General features: G+C 68.8%; 12 protein-coding genes. 4 read left to right on the plus strand and 8 right to left on the minus strand.

The features are described from left to right. The 7 genes from ACAM57_RS29590 to ACAM57_RS29620 all read right to left on the minus strand — a co-directional run bounded on the left by ACAM57_RS29590 (position 1) and on the right by ACAM57_RS29620 (position 10113). On the minus strand, positions 1-2253 hold the full coding sequence (locus ACAM57_RS29590) for a LamG-like jellyroll fold domain-containing protein (protein WP_369659906.1): 2253 nt from the start codon (positions 2251-2253) through the stop codon (positions 1-3). A gap of 209 nt (positions 2254-2462) precedes the next feature. After that, positions 2463-4289, minus strand: a complete 1827-nt coding sequence (locus ACAM57_RS29595) for a hybrid sensor histidine kinase/response regulator (protein WP_369659907.1) — start codon at positions 4287-4289, stop codon at positions 2463-2465. 61 nt (positions 4290-4350) lie between these two features. Further along, a complete protein-coding gene (locus ACAM57_RS29600; protein WP_184640163.1) occupies positions 4351-5064 on the minus strand; it encodes a response regulator transcription factor in 714 nt (237 codons plus the stop codon). A gap of 68 nt (positions 5065-5132) precedes the next feature. Further along, the gene (locus ACAM57_RS29605; protein ID WP_369659908.1) at positions 5133-6119 is read right to left on the minus strand and encodes a Bug family tripartite tricarboxylate transporter substrate binding protein; all 987 of its coding nucleotides are present in this window, start codon (positions 6117-6119) and stop codon (positions 5133-5135) included. 61 nt (positions 6120-6180) lie between these two features. Further along, positions 6181-7404 (minus strand): acyl-CoA dehydrogenase family protein, encoded by a 1224-nt coding sequence (locus ACAM57_RS29610; RefSeq protein WP_369659909.1) that lies wholly within the window; start codon positions 7402-7404, stop codon positions 6181-6183. Position 7405: 1 nt separating this feature from the next. After that, on the minus strand, positions 7406-8953 hold the full coding sequence (locus tag ACAM57_RS29615; RefSeq protein WP_369659910.1) for an AMP-binding protein: 1548 nt from the start codon (positions 8951-8953) through the stop codon (positions 7406-7408). Positions 8954-9111: 158 nt separating this feature from the next. Next, positions 9112-10113 carry a LysR family transcriptional regulator gene (locus tag ACAM57_RS29620; protein WP_369659911.1) on the minus strand — a complete coding sequence of 334 codons (1002 nt, stop codon included), beginning with the start codon at positions 10111-10113 and terminating at the stop codon, positions 9112-9114. A 188-nt stretch (positions 10114-10301) separates the two neighbouring features. On the opposite strand from ACAM57_RS29620, the gene ACAM57_RS29625 reads away from it, so the two are divergent. Together ACAM57_RS29625 and ACAM57_RS29630 are read left to right on the plus strand one after the other, a co-directional pair. After that, positions 10302-10757: a phage integrase family protein gene (locus tag ACAM57_RS29625; protein ID WP_369659912.1), complete on the plus strand. Its 456-nt coding sequence runs from the start codon at positions 10302-10304 to the stop codon at positions 10755-10757. Then, positions 10754-11407, plus strand: coding sequence for a hypothetical protein (locus ACAM57_RS29630; protein WP_369659913.1), 654 nt, complete (start codon positions 10754-10756; stop codon positions 11405-11407). The genes ACAM57_RS29625 and ACAM57_RS29630 overlap by 4 nt, the downstream gene beginning before the upstream one ends. A gap of 346 nt (positions 11408-11753) precedes the next feature. Here the strand turns inward: ACAM57_RS29630 and ssb are convergent, their stop codons facing one another. Then, a complete protein-coding gene (ssb, locus tag ACAM57_RS29635; protein WP_184640175.1) occupies positions 11754-12293 on the minus strand; it encodes a single-stranded DNA-binding protein in 540 nt (179 codons plus the stop codon). Between the two features lie 108 nt (positions 12294-12401). Here ssb and ACAM57_RS29640 point away from each other — a divergent pair, with 108 nt between their 5' ends. Both ACAM57_RS29640 and uvrA read left to right on the plus strand, forming a co-directional pair. Continuing rightward, entirely contained in the window at positions 12402-13793 is a 1392-nt protein-coding gene (locus ACAM57_RS29640) for a chloride channel protein (RefSeq protein ID WP_369659914.1), read from the plus strand. Between the two features lie 18 nt (positions 13794-13811). Next, a complete protein-coding gene (uvrA, locus tag ACAM57_RS29645) occupies positions 13812-16925 on the plus strand; it encodes an excinuclease ABC subunit UvrA (RefSeq protein WP_369659915.1) in 3114 nt (1037 codons plus the stop codon). Positions 16926-16963 lie beyond the last annotated feature (38 nt).

The raw sequence follows: 16963 nt of genomic DNA on the forward strand, positions 1-16963 counted from the left end.
CTACAGCGCCAGCGCCGCCACCTCCGCGCTGCCCAGCGCACCGCCGTAGATGCGGAAGTCGTCGATGCGGCCCTTCAGGAACGCATCGCTCGGATACTGCGAGCGGCCCAGCCAGTTCTGCGTGGTAGCGCCGAGGTCGGCGGGCGCGAGGCCCATCTGCGCGTTGGAGCCGGCTTCGACGCCGTCCACGTACAGGGTGCCCAGCGTGTCCGACACGGTCACCGCCACATGCACCCACCGGCCGATGGGCATCGCCGCCGAGCCGTCGATCACCTGTTCGTTGTAGCCGTGCTCGGTGGTGATGGAGAAACGCGGCACGCCGCTGCCGTTGCGCACCGTCAGCATCATGTAGCGGCGCGTGCCGGAGCCGAAGTCGAAGACGCGCGACCAAGTCGCGAGCGTGTCGATGTAGAGCCAGGCCGCGATGCTGAAGTCGGCGATGTTCTTCGCCGCGCCGGCAGGCAGCGCCACGCAGCCGTTGGTGCCGCCAAGGGCGAGCGCGTTGCCCTTGCGTCCGGCGGTCCAGGTCGCGTCGCCCTGCAGTTCGCCGGCCGCGAACCGCCCGGTGGCGTCGGCAGCCTGCGTGCCCGCGGATTCGTCGAACTTCAGCTGCAGCAGCAGCTCGGCCCTGATCGCCGCGCGCTCTTCGTTGGAGGCGGCGCTCTCGCCCGATGCGCCGACCGCGACGACCACGTAGTACCAGACATCGTCGGCCGCGACACCGGCGTCGGTGAAGGTCAGCGTGTCGGTGATGCCCGATGCGATGTCGCTGTAGGGCCCGCCCGCGGTGCTCGCTCGCCTGACGGTGTAGCTCTGCGCATCGGGGCAGCCCCACCACGACAGCACCACCTGCGTGCCGCGCACGTGCGCCGTGAGCCCGCTCGGCTTGCCCGGCGCCGCGAACGGATCGCGCGTGAAGGTCAGCGTGCCGAAGCCCAGCTGGTCGCCGTTGCCGCCGTCGGACTCGGGGCGCATCTGTATCGCCTGCAGCGAGGTGTAGGGCGCGGCGACGCCCAGGCGGTTCGCGTAGTGGTTGTAGACGCTCTCCCAGACGGGGCGCCGGTGCCCCTGCCCCCCGGTCGCCAGCACCGACTGCGTGCCCTGCCTGTTGACGTTGGTGAAGAAGGGCACGGTGTAGAAGGTGCCGGTGCTGCTGTCGACGAGGTTCGACCTGGCGACGTACTCGGCGCCCGCGAGGAAGCGGTTGTTCTCGTAGCCGTAGGTGTCGTCGCCCTGGTTCCACGCCATCTCGTGGAAGGCGGCCGCCAGGCCGATGCCCAGCGTGCAGTGGCCCTGGTCGCGGCCGCTTTCCTGCCACTGGCCGAGGTAGCCCGGATGCACCTGGTAGACCGCCTGCAGGCCCGCGCCATTGCCCTGGCCGGCCTTGAAGTAGCCCATCGCCTCGTCGTAGATGTCGGTACGGTCGCACAGCACGCCGATGGCCAGCATCGAGGCGATGTTGCACAGGTCCCAGTTGGCCCAGTAGTTGGTGATTTCAGAGCCGTTGTGGTTGATCAGGAAGCTGTGGTTGAGCGGGTAGAACAGCGTGAGCATCATGTTCTGGAAGCGCGCGAAATCGCTCGCGGCCCAGCCCTCGTAGCTGCGCATGATCTCGCCCGCGTTCGCGAACTGGTAGCCGTAGATGCCGGCGGCGAGGAAGCGGTCGGAGTTGCCGGTGACCAGCGTCAGCGTGGACGACCATGCGTTCAGGAAGACGACGGCGAGGTCGGCATAGCGCTTGTCCTGCGAGACCTTCCAGCGCAATGCGAGCTGGTAGGCGCGCGCGATGTCGATGTACATCTGCGCGAAGTTCTGGCCGTCCCCGCCTCGGATCACCGTGGCCAGCGGCCGCGGCGTGGCGCCGAGCTGCGAGCGGCCGCTGGAGGTCAGCGCTTTCCAGCCGTCGAGCCAGGGCTGTGCCTGCGCCGCGACCTTCTGGCGCATGCGCTCGAAGTCGGCCTCGGTGTGCAGCAGGCCGGGATGTACGAACTTTCGTGTCTGCGTGACCGGCTCTGTCGTTGCTGGTGCTGTTGTCGTGTCGACCGCATCGGTGGCCGTGACCGTCGTCTGCGGCTGCCCGGTGGTGGCAGCGGTGGAGCCCTGCGTGCCGGTGCCCGCTGCCGGAAAGAAGAAGCTGCCTCCCCCTCCTCCTCCGCAAGCCGTGGTCCCGAGGGTCAGGGCACTTGCCGTGCCCAGAAAGAAAACGCGGCGATCCAGGGAGAAGCCGTTCTTGTCGTCGTCCAACGCGTGCATCCTTGCAGAAACCTGTAAGGAGTCGATTCAGCAATCGGCATGCCCGCGCGCCCGCGCCGCCGCGCGGCGTGCCATTGCGCGCAGCGGTGAATGCAATGGCCTTGCATTGCGTCGGAAATGCATGCAGTGGCGTGACATTCGCTGTCACTCCCGCAAGCGGCGCGCCCAGGAATGTCAGTGCCAGCCGGTTCGCCGGACGCGTGGCGGGTTCAGGCGTCCTCCATGCGCGCATCCATATGCACGAGCTCGATGATGGCCTGCATCAGCGTGGCCGCGCTGACCGGCTTGAACAGCACCGGCACGCCCCACTCGCGCACGCGCTGCAGGCGCTCGGGCGCGGTCTCGCCGGTGATGAGCAGCATCGGCGCATCGAGCCTGAAGCGCTCGCGCAGCCGCAGTCCCACCTGCAGGCCCTCGGCACCGTCGCCCAGGCGGTAGTCGCACATCAGCAATGCGACCGGATTCAGGTCCGCGTCGGGCTGCGCAAGGACTTCCACTGCCTCGGCCTCGTCGGCCACCGCCACGACGTCGATGCCGTAGGCGCGCATGAGCTCGGTCATCGCCTCGCGGATGTCCTCCTCGTCGTCGATCAGCAGTACGCGCCCACCGAGTTCCGGCACCTGGAAGAAGTGGCGAACCGGCGATTCGAATTCCTGCAGCGGCAGGCTGTCCTGCGATGCCTCCGAGGGTTCGGCCAGCGGCAGCACGAGACGGAAGCGCGTGCCGCGCCCGGGGCGCGAGCGCAGTTCGACCCCGTGGCCGAGCAGGCGGCCGAGGCGCCGCACGATCGACAGCCCGATGCCCAGGCCGCGCGAGCGGTCGCGCCCCGGGTTGTTCACCTGGTAGAACTCCTCGAAGATGCGCTCCGCCTGCTCGGGGGCGATGCCGATGCCGGTGTCGCGCACCTCGATCCACACCTGCTCGCCGCGCCTGCGCGCCATCACGGTCACGCCGCCCTGGCGCGTGTACTTCAGCGCGTTGTCCACGAGGTTGGAGAGCATGCGGTACAGCAGCTGCGGGTCGCTGCGCACCCACAGGCCGCTGGCGCGCACGCGCAGCTGCAGCCGCTTGCGCTCGGCCTGCACGGAAAAGGTGTTGTGCAGCGGCAGCAGCAGCTCGTCGAGCCCCAGCGCGGTCGGCACGGGCTGCACCACGCCGGCGTCGAGCCGGGAGATGTCGAGCATGGTGTCCAGCGATGCGCCGAGCGCATTCACCGCGCGCATCAGCCGCTCGACGTTTCGCTCCTCGGGCCGGTGGCGCAGCGTGTTGCCCAAAGCGGCGCCGAACAGCGCGATGGCATGCATGGGCTGGCGCAGATCGTGGCTGGCGGCGGCGAGGAAGTGGGTCTTCTCGGCGCTGGCGCGCTCGGTGGCGGCGATCTGCTCTCGCAGCTGCGCGGCGAGCGCCTCGTTCTCGAACTGCAGGATCAGCGTGGCCGTCAGCCGCTTGTTCTGCTTGACGCCCTCGCTCAGCGTCAGCACGAGGTTGACGAAGGCGAAGCCGGCCAGGAACCAGTTGAGCGCGCCGCCGTACCAGGCCAGCGAGATGATGAGCCCGCTCATCATCGGAATGCCGTAGCCGAACATCGCGGTGCGCAGCGGCCATCGCGCCTGCACCGCGCGGGTCCAGCTGCCCATGATGACCACCGTGACGAAAGTGGTCAGCATCGAGTCCTGGATGCTCACGAGGAAGAGGCTGCTGGGCGCGGTCACGGTGCTGACCGCTGTGACGATGCGGGTGTACTTCTTCGCCCACGCGGGCGTTTCCGACAGCGGTACCTGCGGCGTCCAGCGCGGCGTGACGATGGCGTACAGGTCCACCAGCACGATCGCGGTGATCAGCGCCACGATCAGCAGCCTGAAGGCCGGATCGACGAAGAAGTAGCCGAAGCACCCGATGCCGATGGCGAAGCCCATGTGCGCGACGATGGCCGTGGTGTGGCCCGCGTACAGCGAGGCGACGTGCTCGCGCAGCACGCGCAACTCGAGCGTGGCGTCGACGGGCAAGCGCCCCGGGGCCGGATCGTTCTTCTTCATTTCCCTTGTCTCCCTTCGAGGCCTTCATCGCGCCCCGTTGCCTGCCGCGGCAGGGTCCGGCTCAGCGCAGGCTGCTGATCAACTGCGCGCGCGAGCGCATGCCGAACTGCAGCAGGATGCCCGCGACATAGTTCTTGACCGTGCCTTCGCTGATCTCGGCCAGCAAGGCGATCTCGTGGTTGCTCTTTCCCTCCAGCAGCCAGTTGAGCACCTGCAGCTGCCGCTTCGTGAGCTTGTGCCGGGCGTTGCTGGACGAAGGGGCCACGGCATCGGACGGCGCGGGCATGGCGGGAGGCTGGTAGTTCACCGCGTCGCCGCCCAGCAGGCCGCAAGCGCGGATGAAGCTCACGACTTCGCGCAGCGTGGCCGACTTCGGCAGGTACGCGAAGGCACCCAGCGTCATCGCTCCCTGCGCGAGCGTGTCTTGCGCGAGCGTCGTGTTGCCGGTGCCCGAGAGCACCACGATGCGCGCCTCGGGATAGCGCGATCGGAATTCCATGAGCCCGCTCAGGCCCTGCGTGTCGGGCAGCGCCAGGTCGAGCAGCACCAGTTCGATCGCTTCCTGGTTGTCCTCGAAGACCGCCATGGCCTCGGCCAGGTTGCCGGCCTCTAGCACCTCGATGGGCGTGGCCGACACGTTGGCCTCCAGCAGCGCGCACACGCCCATGCGCACGAGGTCGTGATCGTCCACGACCAGGATGGCGCGCGGCCGCGCGGGGTCTCGCTGTCGCCGGGTCTCCTCGGCCGGGGATGCGGGCCTGTCGGTCTCTGTCATCCCCCGGATGCTATTTGCGACCCGTGGGGCACCGTAAGTGCCCAAAGTCATGGCCGCGCCGGGCAGGCTCAGAGCGGCTCCAGCCCCACCTTCTTCATCATGGCCTCGGTGAATACCATCTCTTTAGTGAAGCCCGTGGTGTAGGCCGAACCGTCCTGCATGTCGACCCTGCCGCCCTGCTCCTGCAGCGCCGCGACCACCCTGGGCTGCGCCAGCGCCTTCTCGAAGGCGGCGCGGATGCGCTGCACGATGGCGTCGGGTGTGCCAGCCGGCACCGAGATGCCGCCCCACGAGGTGAGCTCGGCCCCCTTCACGCCCAGCTCGGCCAGCGTGGGCACCTGCGGGAGCACGGGGTTGCGTTTCGCTCCCGCCACCGCCAGCGGACGCAGCTTGCCGGCCACGATCTGCGGATAGGCCACGCTGAAGATCGGCATGCCGAACGCGACCTGGTCGCCGAGCACCGCGTTGACCAGCTCCGAGGCGCCCTTGTAGGGCGCATGCAGCGCGGTGACGTTCTCGGCCGAGAGCAGCATCTCCACGCCCAGGTGCGAAGGCGTGCCCACGCCGCCCGAGGCATAGGCCAGCTGCCCGGGTTGCGCCTTGGCCCTGGCCACAAGGTCGGCCAGGCTGCGGAAGTCGGAGCTGGCGTTCACGACCAGCACCACGTCGGAGCTGGCCAGCCGCATCACGTGGCGGAAGTCCTTCAGCGCGTCGTAGCCCGGGTTGCGGTACATGCGCATGTTGGCGGCCATGGGCGCGGCCGAGTAGATCCAGGTGTAGCCGTCCGCCGGAGACTTGGCGACGATGCGCGCGCCGATGTTGCCGGCCGCGCCGGCCTTGTTCTCGATCACCACCGGCTGGCCGATGACCGGCGCCACCGCCTCGGCGAGGATGCGCGCGGTGATGTCGGGGCCGGTGCCGGCCAGGTAGGGCAGCACCCACTTGATGGGGCGGCTGGGGTAGGCCTCTTCGGCCCGCACGAGGCCCGTGCCCAGGGGCAGCAGCATGGCGGCCAGGGCGTGCCCAAGCAGCTTGCGGCGATGCGGATCGGTCATTGTCTTGTCTCCTGTCGCTTGTCTCGTTGTCTGCTTCTTCTTCGGAACGCGCAAGGCGTTCTCAACCCGCCTCGGACGCCAGCAGCTCCTTGGCGATGGTGTTGCGCTGGATCTCGCTGGTGCCGGTGAGCACGCGGTACATGCGCAGCACGCGGAAGAGGAACTCCACGCGCCGGCCCTGCACGATGCCTTCGCCGCCGTGGATCTGCACCGCGCGGTCGGCCACGCGGAAGGCGGTCTCGGAGCAGAACAGCTTGGCCATGGAGGCCTCGGCGCGTGCGTCCGAGCCTGCGTCGATCTGGCGGGCGGTGTTGATCATCAGCGCGCGCGCCGCCGCGAGTTCGGTCGCCATGTCGGCCAGCATGTGCTGGATGGCCTGGAACTGGCCGATGGCGCGGCCGAACTGCTTGCGCTGCAGCGCGTAGTCGCGCGCGTCGCGCAGCGCCACCTGCGCCAGCCCGACCATCGCCGGGCAATGCAGCAGCCGGTTGACGGTGATGCGGCCCAGCGCCAGCGCCAGACCCCGGCCCTGCTCGCCGATCAGGTTGGCGGCCGGCACGCGCGCGTTCTCGAACACGATGTTGCCGGTGCCCGACTGGCCGGCCATGGTCTTGTAGCCCGACTCCACGCGCACGCCGGGCGCCTTCAGGTCGACGAAGAAGGCCGACACCTCGCGCTGCGCGGGGTCGGTGGCGGTGGAGGCGACCAGCACCGCGAAATCGGCGAAGGGCGCGCCCGAGATGAAGCGCTTGCGGCCGTTGACGATGTACTCGTCGCCGTCGAGCACCGCGTGCGTCTGCACGGCGCCGGCGTCGGAGCCGGCCTGCTCTTCCGTCAGCGCGAAGCAGATGGCCTTCTCGGCCTCGGCCACCGGCACGATGAAGTTCCGCATCTGCCACGGCGTCGCGAAGCGTGCCAGCGCGCCCACACGCGGCGGGCCGCTCAGCTCGCCGAACACATGCGGCGCGAAGGGCGAGCCGGTGGCGTAGATCGCCTCCTTGATGAGCGCGTGGTCGAGCACCGAGAGGCCCATGCCGCCCATTTTTTCGGGCAGCGTCATGCCGTAGAAGCCCAGCTCGCGCGAGCGCTTCCACACGCGCTGCAGCAGCTCGCGGGGCGCGCCGCGCTCGCTGTCGATGTCGTGCTCGCGCGCGAGGTCGGCCAGCTCGCCGTTCAGGAAGGCCTGCACGCGGCCGATGACTTCGGCGGCGTGCTCCGAGCCCTCGAAGGGGCCCGCGAAGATCGGTGCCATGTTGTTGATGGCGGGTGTCGTCATTGCATCCATCTCAGTTCACCATCCTCTCCTGGCCTGCCCAGTACGGCGCCTGCACCGCCTTGCGCATCACCTTGCCGTTGGGGTTCTTCGGCAGCGAGGCCACGAACTCGATGCGGCGCGGGCGCTTGAAGCCCGCCAGCCGCTCGCCGCAGAAAGCGTCGATGGCCGTGCCCTCGGCCGCGCGGCCGGGCTTGAGCACCACGTGCGCCGCCACCGACTCGCCCCACTTGTCGTCGGGAATGGCGAACACGCAGGCTTCCTGCACCGCTTCGTGCTGGAACAGCACCGCCTCTACCTCGGAGGGATAGACGTTGAAGCCGCCGCTGATGACCATGTCCTTCTTGCGGTCGACTATGTAGACGTAGCCCTCCTCGTCCATGCGCGCGAGGTCGCCCGTGTGGTAGCGGCCGTTCTTCAGCACCTCGGCCGTGAGCTCGGGCGCGCGCCAGTAGCCGGCGAAGATGTCCTCGCCGCCGACCACGATCTCGCCGATCTCGCCGGTGGCCACCGGCTGGCCCTCGTCGTCGAGGATGCGCACGTCGCATTCGAGCAATGGGCGCCCGCACGAGGCCAGGCGCTCGGGCCGCGCGGCGCGGGCATGAAGGTGGTCGTGCGTGGTCAGCGCGCACACGCCCGAGGTGGTCTCGCCCGCGCCGTAGCCTTGCGACAGCACGGGGCCGAACACGTCCATGGCCTTGAGGATGCGCGCCGGCGCCATCGGCGCGGCGCCGTAGCCCAGGCGCTGCAGGTCAGGCAGCGGGCGGTATTGGCCCTCGAGCTCGCCCAGCAGCATGTTGATCATGGTCGGCACCATGAAGGTGTGCGTCACGCGGTCGGCGCGCATGTCTGCGATGAAGCGCACGGGCTCGAAGCCGGAAAACAGTCGGATCGTCACGCCGCTGCAAAGCGCCGGCACGATCTGCATGCCCGAGGCGTGCGTGACCGGACCCACCAGGCCGAGGATGTGCCCTTCGTGCATGCCCTCGGAGCGGATCAGGAACTTGCGCAGTTGCGCGAGCCGGTTGCCGAAGGTCTGCATCGCGGCTTTCAGCACGCCCGATGAGCCCGAGGTGTAGTGCAGCACCGCGAGCTCGTCGGCATGCACTTCCACCGGTGCGAAGACATCGCTGGCGCGGGCGAGCGCGGCGTCGTAGTTCGTCGCGGCATCGCCGTCCAGCAGCAGCAGGCGGGGCATCTCGCCGCGGATGTGCGCCCGGAAGCTCTCGGCGCGCTCGCTGGTGGTGACGATGATCGCGGCCTCGCTGTTGGCCGCGATCTCGCCCACCTCGCTCGGTGACAGGCGCGAGTTGAACGGCGCCTTCACCAGGCCGGCCTTGTAGCAGGCGATCTCGATCTCGACGATCTCGGCGCAGTTGGCCAGGTAGATGCCCACGCGGTCGCCGCGCGCGAGGCCGAGGCCCAGCAGCGCGTTGGCGAGACGGTTGCTGCGCTGTTCCAGTTCGGCGTAGCTGAGCGTGCGCGCGGGGCTCATCACCGCGATGCGCCGGCCGTTGGCACGCGCGCTGCGCGCCACGAGAGCGCCGACATTGGCGACCACGCGCCTTGGGGGAATGGATGGGGGATTGATGCTTGTCTCCTGGGTGCCGCCCTTTGCGGTTCACGGCACTGTTCCAGAAGCGGCGCCGCAGGAGAAATACTGTTTGCTGATCCGCGGCCATCAACGGAATTGATGGCCCGTTGTGCCTCGGCGTGAGCTCAGCCGCGCATCATCCACTCGGCCATCCACTTGCGCTGCCTGATCAGGCTCTGCGCCTGGGATGTCAGCGCATCCACCACCACCTGCGTGACGGCATCGAGCGGCCGCTCGGCGGTGACCAGCGTGTATGCGCGCGAAAGCTCCGGGTTCACCACGCGCGCGACCAGCCAGCCTTCGCGCGGCGCCGGGCTGTCGTTGAGAGCACAGGCCGGCACGAAGGTGAAGCCGGCGCCGCTGAGGTAGAGCGAGCGGATCACGCGCGCGGAATCGTGCTCGTGGACGATGTTCAGCGGCACGCCGCGAGCGCTCGCAGCGCCCTCCACTGCCTGCCGGATCGCGAATCGGCGCGACTGCAGCACCAGCGGTTGAGCGGCGGCGTCGGCGAGGTCGATCAGCGGATAGGCGAGCGCACCGGCATCCGGCTTCGTCGCGGAGCGCCGACGGCCCGCGGGCGCCGCGCGCAGCAGCCGGGCGACGCGGCCATCGGTATCGCGTCCGCAGAAGTACATGCCCTCCTGCGCCATCGGCCTGCAGCGCAAGCCTTCGAGAGGCGGCGTGTCGACCAGGATGCCCACGTCGGCGCGGCGCTCGAGCACGGCCTTGCACACCGTCAGGCTCAGGCCGTCGAGCACGAAGACGCGCACGCGCGGGTGCGACTCCTTGAGCGCGGCCAGCACCGGCCCCATCAGCAGCGAGGCGAGCAGGAACGGAATGGCCAGCGTGACCGAGCCTTCGGGCCCCTGCGGCAGGCGCTGGATGCGCTCGCGCATGGCATCGGCGTCGCTCAGCAGGCGGCGCGCGTCGTCATACAGGCGCAGCCCGGCCGACGTGGGCGTGACGCCGGCATGCGAGCGTTCGAAGAGCTGCACGCCGAGCTCGCTTTCCAGCTTCTTGATCTGCGCCGTGAGCGCCGGCTGCGCCACGTACAGCGCCCCGGCCGCGCGAGAGAGGCTGCCGGCTTCAAGCACGGCGATGAAATAGCGGAGTGTGCGCAGGTCCATGCTGGCTACTATGCCTCGCGGCGCCGCAGCGGCTGCGGCGACGGACTTGCGGGCCTGGCAAACCCTGATCGGTCATCAGACATATGTTTGAAAATCAGACACGCCATTTGTCTGAATCGACGACACCATCCGATCGACAGATCGGGAAATCTCTTGTGGATCAACGCGCAGGCGCACTGGCATGCCCCATGCAAAGCACAGCCGACCCGATCCACAACACGCGCGGAATCATCGCGGGCCGCCGCTCTTCCCGTTTCGCGCCTGGAGACACCATGGACACCCTTCTTCTTCAATCTCGCGCAGACGCGCCCCAGGCGCACGACAGCGTCGCCGCCTGGTTCGACCCGCTGCTGTCCGAAAGGCTCGCGCAGGCCGGCTTCGGCACGCTGGAGCAGCTGGCGCAACGCATCAACGATGCCGGCGTGACCTGGTGGTATCCGGTGCGGGGCATCGGCGTGAGGCGCGCCGAGCGCGTCGTGCAATGGCTGCACGAGCAGCAGCAGAGCACGGGCATGGAGGTGAACCTGCGCGGCCTGCGCGAACACGGGCGGGCGCGGTCGTCGTCATGCGCAGGCGCGCAGGCTGCGGTGGAGTGCGGCTCGGATAATGCGGGCTTCGTGTCAGCAGCAACAAGGCAAGGATGAGCGCCGCGGATTTTCTTTTTTCTCCCGAAGTACAGAAGCTGCTCGCGGTCTTGTACGCGGCACCAGCCGACGAGCAGTTCCCGACCGCCGAACTCGCGCGGCGCGCCAGGCTGGCGGAACCCGAAGCCACGGCGACCGTCGGGCACCTGGTCAGCAGCGGCATCGTGAAGCGCCAGGCAGCGAAGGCCGAGCAGCCCGAGACCATCCGGATCGACCGCTCCTTCGTCTTCCACGACCAGCTGCGCAGCATCGCGCTGCGCTCCTTCGCCGCGGCGGAGCCGATCCGCTCCATGCTGCGGTCCAGGTTCAAGGACTCCGTCGTGCGCGCCTTCGTGCTGGGCGAAGACGAGCAGGGCACCTTGGAACTGCTGGTCGCGCACGGCCAGCTGGTGCCCGACGAAGCCGCCATGGCGGCGGCCTGCCAGAAACTGTCGAAATCCATGGGCAGGCATCTGAAGGTGCACGTCGTTCCGCTCACGCGGCTCAACGGCATGCCGCCGCGCGATCCGCTGGCGTCGAAGCTCGCCGCGGCCACGGTGCACGAGATCATCGCGCTGGGGGACACCAAGGCGGCGCTGCCCGTGGAACGTGGCGGGCTGCTGCAGGCGGCGAGGAAGAGGCTGGCGACGCTGGGCAGACCGGCAGCGTGATCCCCAGGAGAAGGAGGACGACACCAGCAAGATGGCCGGCAACCCGGCCTGCCGCCGGGCGGGGCTGCGATCAGAAGACGCCGAAAACCTTCAGCAGGATGATCACGCCGATCGGTACGCCGCACAGCCAGAGGATGATGCTTTTCATGGGGGTCTCCTGTTCATTGGAGCGGCAACCTTAGCGAGCGCCTGGCTGGCGCCGAGACGGAAAAGGACGGACGACGGGGTAGGCGCACTTCCACGCGCCGCGAGCCAATGCACGACGGCGCCCGCCGGACTCCGAAATAGAAAGAGCCGCTTTCCCCAAAGGGAAAGCGGCTCTCTATTTGCAAAAACTTGTCCGGCTTCAGAACGGAATGTCGTCGTCCATGTCATCGAAGCCCGACGACGACTTGGCCGGTGCCTGGCGCGGAGCCGGCGCCGGAGCGCGCGGTGCGGCCGCGGGTGCGCGCGGGGCGTAGCCGCCACCACCACCGCCGCCTTGCGAGTAGCCGCCGCCACCGCCGTAGCCGCCGTCGTCATCGCTGGGACCCGAAGGGCCGCCCTGGCCCTGGCGGCTGCCGAGCATCTGCATCTGGTCAGCGCGGATCTCGGTGGTGTACTTTTCGATGCCGTCCTTGTCGGTCCACTTGCGCGTGCGCAGGCTGCCTTCGACATACACCTGCGAGCCCTTGCGCAGGTACTGGCCGGCGATTTCGGCCAGGCGGCCGTTGAAGACGATGCGGTGCCACTCGGTGGCTTCGCGCATTTCGCCGCTTTGCTTGTCCTTCCAGCGATCGGTGGTGGCCACTGTGACGTTCGCGACCTGGTCGCCGCTCGGGAATGTACGCATCTCGGGGTCGCGCCCCAGATTGCCGACGACGATGACTTTATTGACCGATGCCATATGCACTGCCCCTGATAAGTAGATGGAGGAGAAGGTTGAGAAGAACCCTCGATTGTGCCCCAAGGCGACCGCTCTCTTTCTCCCCCGGTGCCAGAATGGGCGCTTGCGATGAACCGGGAACCTGACTTTTTCGAGCATCTGCGCGCCGAGCTGTCCAGCGGCCGCGTCTGGCTCGACCGCGCCATCGTGCTGGGCTACGCCATCGCGGCGGGCCTCTTCGTGGTGGGCTTCACGCTGGCCAGCGACTGGGTCTTCGGCCAGTTCCACCGCTTCTACCGCGCCTGGCCCTGGGCGGTGCTGCTGACCACGCCGATGCTCACGGCCGGCATCGTCTGGTTCACCCTGCGTTTCTTCCCCGGAGCTGGAGGCTCCGGCATTCCCCAGATCAAGGCCGCGCTCCACCCGGCCCTGCCCGGGGAGCGGCGCTTCGTGTTCGCCTCGCTGCGGTTGACGGTCGCCAAGATCGGGCTGGGCGTGGCGGGCTTCGCAGCCGGCCTGTCGATCGGCCGCGAGGGGCCTTCGGTGCAGGTGGCGGCGGGCGTGATGCAGCATGCGCGGCGCTGGCTGTCGCCCAACACGTCCATCGACGGGCGCGCGCTGCTGGTGGCCGGCGGCGCGGCCGGCATCGCGGCGGCGTTCAACGCGCCGCTGGCGGGCGTGGTGTTCGCCATCGAGGAGCTGTCGGGGCGGCTGGAGGCGCGCTCCAGCGGGCTGATCATCACGGCCATCGTGCTGGCAGGCCTGGTAGCTGTGTCCGCCTTCGGCAACGTCAGCTATTTCGGCGTGATCCGCGTGCCGCGGCTGGGCTGGGACGTGCTCGGGCCAGGCCTGCTGGTCACGCTGCTGAGCGGCGCCGCGGGCGGCCTCTTCGCGCGGCTGCTGATCGCCTCGCTCACCGGCACCGCCGGGCGCTTCAACCGCTGGCGGGCGCGCTTTCCGGTGCGCTTCGCGGCGGTCGGCGGGCTGGCTGTGGCCGTCATCGGGCTGGTCACGGGCGGCGTCACCTTCGGCGCGGGCTCGGAGGCGGTCAAGCAGATGCTGCAGGGCCACGACGAGCTGACGCCGCTGTACACCGTGCTCAAGTTCGTCGCCACCTGGCTCACGGCGTGGTGCGGCGTGCCGGGCGGGATCTTCGCGCCCTCGCTGTCCATCGGCGCGGGCATCGGCGACGCGGTGGCCCGGTTCGCAAGCAGCGAGCAAGGGCCGGCGCTCATCGCCATGGGCATGGCCGGCTTCCTCGCGGCGGTGACGCAGGCGCCGCTGACCGCCTTCATCATCGTGATGGAGATGGTCGACGGCCACTCGATGGTGCTGAGCCTGATGGCCGCCGCGATGCTGGCCAGCCTGGTCTCGCGCATGATCAGCCGGCCGCTGTACGACACGCTGGCCGAGCACATGGTGAGCCGTGCGATCAGCACCTCCACCGGCACCGAAGCGGTGCACCCGCCGCCGGCAGAAACCCCGAAGTCCGAACCGCCGGTTCCCTCCGGCTCGCCATGAAATCGTCGGCGGTCTATCATGTCCGGTTGCCTCGGACGATCGCCTCCCTTGAATTCAAAAGCCACAGCCCACACCGCAGCCGACGCGGAAAGCGCTCGCGACGCTGAACTCGAACGAAACACCTACCTCGGCGCGGTGCTGGCGCAGCAGCGCATCAGCATCCGGGGTGCGCGCACGCACAACTTGAAGAACGTCGATCTCGACATCCCGCGCAACAAGCTGGTGGTCATCACCGGCCTGTCGGGCTCGGGCAAGTCGAGCCTGGCCTTCGACACGCTCTATGCCGAAGGGCAGCGGCGCTACGTCGAGAGCCTGTCGGCCTACGCGCGGCAGTTCCTGCAGCTCATGGACAAGCCCGACGTCGACGTGATCGAGGGCCTCTCGCCCGCGATCAGCATCGAGCAGAAGGCCACCAGCCACAACCCGCGCTCCACCGTGGGCACGGTGACCGAGATCCACGACTACCTGCGCCTGCTGTACGCGCGCGCCGGCACGCCCTACTGCCCCGACCATCACCTGCCCTTGCAGGCGCAGACCGTGTCGCAGATGGTCGACGCAGTGCTGGCGATTCCCGACGAGCCGCGCCTGATGATCCTGGCGCCCGTGGCGCGCGAGAAGAAGGGCGAGTTCGTCGAGCTCTTCGCCGAGATGCAGGCCTCCGGTTACGTGCGTTTCCGCGTCGACGGGCAGATCTACGAATACAACGACCTGCCCAAGCTCAAGAAGACCGAGAAGCACGACATCGACGTCGTCATCGACCGCCTTCGCGCGCGCCCCGACATGCAGCAGCGCCTGGCCGAGAGCTTCGAGGCCGCGCTGCGGCTGGCCGAGAGCCGCGCCATCGCGCTGGAGTTGGGCGCCGAGGGAGCGCCCGACAGGGAGCACCTGTTCAACGCCAAGTTCGCCTGCCCGATCTGCCACTACTCGCTGTCGGAGCTGGAGCCGCGCCTGTTCTCGTTCAACTCGCCCGTGGGCGCGTGCCCGACCTGCGACGGCCTGGGCAGCCGCGAGGTGTTCGATCCGGCGCGCGTGGTGGCGTTTCCGTCGCTGTCGCTGGCCAGCGGCGCCATCAAGGGCTGGGACCGCCGCAACGGCTACTACTTCAGCATGATCGAGAGCGTCGCCAGGCACTACAAGTTCGACGTCGACGCGCCCTTCGAATCGCTGCCGGCCTCGGTGCAGCAGGTGCTGCTGCACGGCTCGGCGGCGGAAGAGATCAAGTTCAACTACACCATGGAGTCGGGCAACTTCGCGGGCAAGAAGCTCACGAAGAAGCATCCCTTCGAAGGGATCATCCCGAACATGACGCGGCGCTACCGCGAGACCGACTCGGTGATGGTGCGCGAGGACCTCGCGCGCTTTCGCAACATGCAGCCCTGCCCCGACTGCGGCGGCTCGCGCCTTCGCCCCGAGGCGCGCAACGTTTTCCTGGTCGACGAGAGCGGCGCGGAAAACGGCGCCGAGCGCCCGCGCATGGCGATCTTCGAGCTCAGCCGCCTCACGCTGCGCGACTCCCTCGACTGGTTCCAGAAGCTCAAGCTGCGCGGCGCCAGGGCAGAGATCGCCGACAAGGTGGTGCGCGAGATCGGCCTGCGCCTGAAGTTCCTCAACGACGTGGGCCTGAACTACCTGAGCCTCGACCGCAGCGCCGAGACGCTGTCGGGCGGCGAAGCGCAGCGCATCCGGCTCGCCTCGCAGATCGGCTCGGGCCTCACGGGCGTGATGTACGTGCTCGACGAGCCCAGCATCGGCCTGCACCAGCGCGACAACGACCGCCTGATCGGCACGCTGAAACACCTGCGCGACATCGGCAACAGCGTGATCGTGGTCGAGCATGACGAGGACATGATCCACGCCGCCGACCACGTGATCGACATGGGCCCCGGCGCCGGCGTGCACGGCGGACGCGTGATGGCGCAGGGCACGTACGCCGAGGTCTCGTCCAACCCCGACTCGCTCACCGGCCAGTACCTCTCGGGCGCACGCAGGATCGAGGTGCCGAAGCATCGGACCGCATGGCTGCCGTCGACGAAGCAGCCCGCCTTCCACGAAGGCAGGAAGCCCCCGCGCTTCCCGCCAAGCCCCGCCGCCGAGCGCCGCGCCGCGCGCGAGGCCGCGCATCTAGCCACGCAGACCGACCTGCAGGAAATCCGCGTGGTCGGCGCCACGGGCAACAACCTGAAGAACGTGAGCGTCGCCTTCCCCGTCGGCCTGCTGACCTGCGTGACGGGCGTGTCGGGCTCGGGCAAGTCCACGCTGGTGAACGACACGCTCTACACGTCGGTGGCGCGCACGCTCTACCGCGCGCACGAAGAACCGGCGGCGCACGAGTCGGTGGAAGGCATCGAGTACTTCGACAAGGTCATCAACGTCGACCAGAGCCCCATCGGCCGCACGCCGCGCAGCAACCCGGCCACCTACACGGGCCTGTTCACGCCCATCCGCGAACTCATGGCCGAGACCAACACCGCGCGCGAGCGCGGCTACGGCCCGGGCCGCTTCAGCTTCAACGTGGCGGGCGGGCGCTGCGAGGCCTGCCAGGGCGACGGCGTGGTCAAGGTCGAAATGCACTTCCTGCCCGACGTGTACGTGCCCTGCGAGGTCTGCCACGGCCAGCGCTACAACCGCGAGACGCTGGAAGTGCTCTACAAGGGCAAGAACATCGCGCAGATCCTGGAGATGACGGTCGAGGCCGCGCACGACTTCCTGAGGGCCGTGCCCACCATCGAGCGCAAGCTGCGCACCCTGCTCGACGTGGGCCTGAGCTACATCAAGCTGGGCCAGTCGGCCACCACGCTCTCGGGCGGCGAGGCTCAGCGCGTGAAGCTGGCGCTGGAACTCAGCAAGCGCGACACCGGCCGCACGCTCTACATCCTCGACGAGCCGACCACCGGCCTGCACTTCGCCGACATCGAGCTGCTGCTGAAGGTACTGCACCAGCTGCGCGACGCGGGCAACACCATCGTCGTCATCGAGCACAACCTCGACGTCATCAAGACCGCCGACTGGCTCATCGACATGGGCCCCGAAGGCGGCGCCGGCGGCGGCACGGTGGTGGGCCAGGGCACGCCGGAGGAGATCGCGGCGAACGAGGCGAGCCATACGGGGCGGTATCTGAAGCGGCTGCTGTAGCCAGGCCGCTCCCTGCACGAATGGCCGGGCCGCGCCAC

The sequence above is a fragment of the Variovorax sp. V15 genome, from assembly GCF_041154425.1.
In the GTDB taxonomy this organism is placed as follows: Bacteria; Pseudomonadota; Gammaproteobacteria; order Burkholderiales; family Burkholderiaceae_C; genus Variovorax; species Variovorax guangxiensis.

Coding starts and splice junctions, on each gene's coding strand:
- ACAM57_RS29590 (WP_369659906.1), bottom strand. CDS start 2,253: ATGCACGCGTTGGACGACGACAAGAACGGCTTCTCCCTGGATCGCCGC.
- ACAM57_RS29595 (WP_369659907.1), bottom strand. CDS start 4,289: ATGAAGAAGAACGATCCGGCCCCGGGGCGCTTGCCCGTCGACGCCACG.
- ACAM57_RS29600 (WP_184640163.1), bottom strand. CDS start 5,064: ATGACAGAGACCGACAGGCCCGCATCCCCGGCCGAGGAGACCCGGCGA.
- ACAM57_RS29605 (WP_369659908.1), bottom strand. CDS start 6,119: ATGACCGATCCGCATCGCCGCAAGCTGCTTGGGCACGCCCTGGCCGCC.
- ACAM57_RS29610 (WP_369659909.1), bottom strand. CDS start 7,404: ATGGATGCAATGACGACACCCGCCATCAACAACATGGCACCGATCTTC.
- ACAM57_RS29620 (WP_369659911.1), bottom strand. CDS start 10,113: ATGGACCTGCGCACACTCCGCTATTTCATCGCCGTGCTTGAAGCCGGC.
- ACAM57_RS29625 (WP_369659912.1), top strand. CDS start 10,302: ATGCAAAGCACAGCCGACCCGATCCACAACACGCGCGGAATCATCGCG.
- ACAM57_RS29630 (WP_369659913.1), top strand. CDS start 10,754: ATGAGCGCCGCGGATTTTCTTTTTTCTCCCGAAGTACAGAAGCTGCTC.
- ssb (WP_184640175.1), bottom strand. CDS start 12,293: ATGGCATCGGTCAATAAAGTCATCGTCGTCGGCAATCTGGGGCGCGAC.
- ACAM57_RS29640 (WP_369659914.1), top strand. CDS start 12,402: ATGAACCGGGAACCTGACTTTTTCGAGCATCTGCGCGCCGAGCTGTCC.
- uvrA (WP_369659915.1), top strand. CDS start 13,812: ATGTCCGGTTGCCTCGGACGATCGCCTCCCTTGAATTCAAAAGCCACA.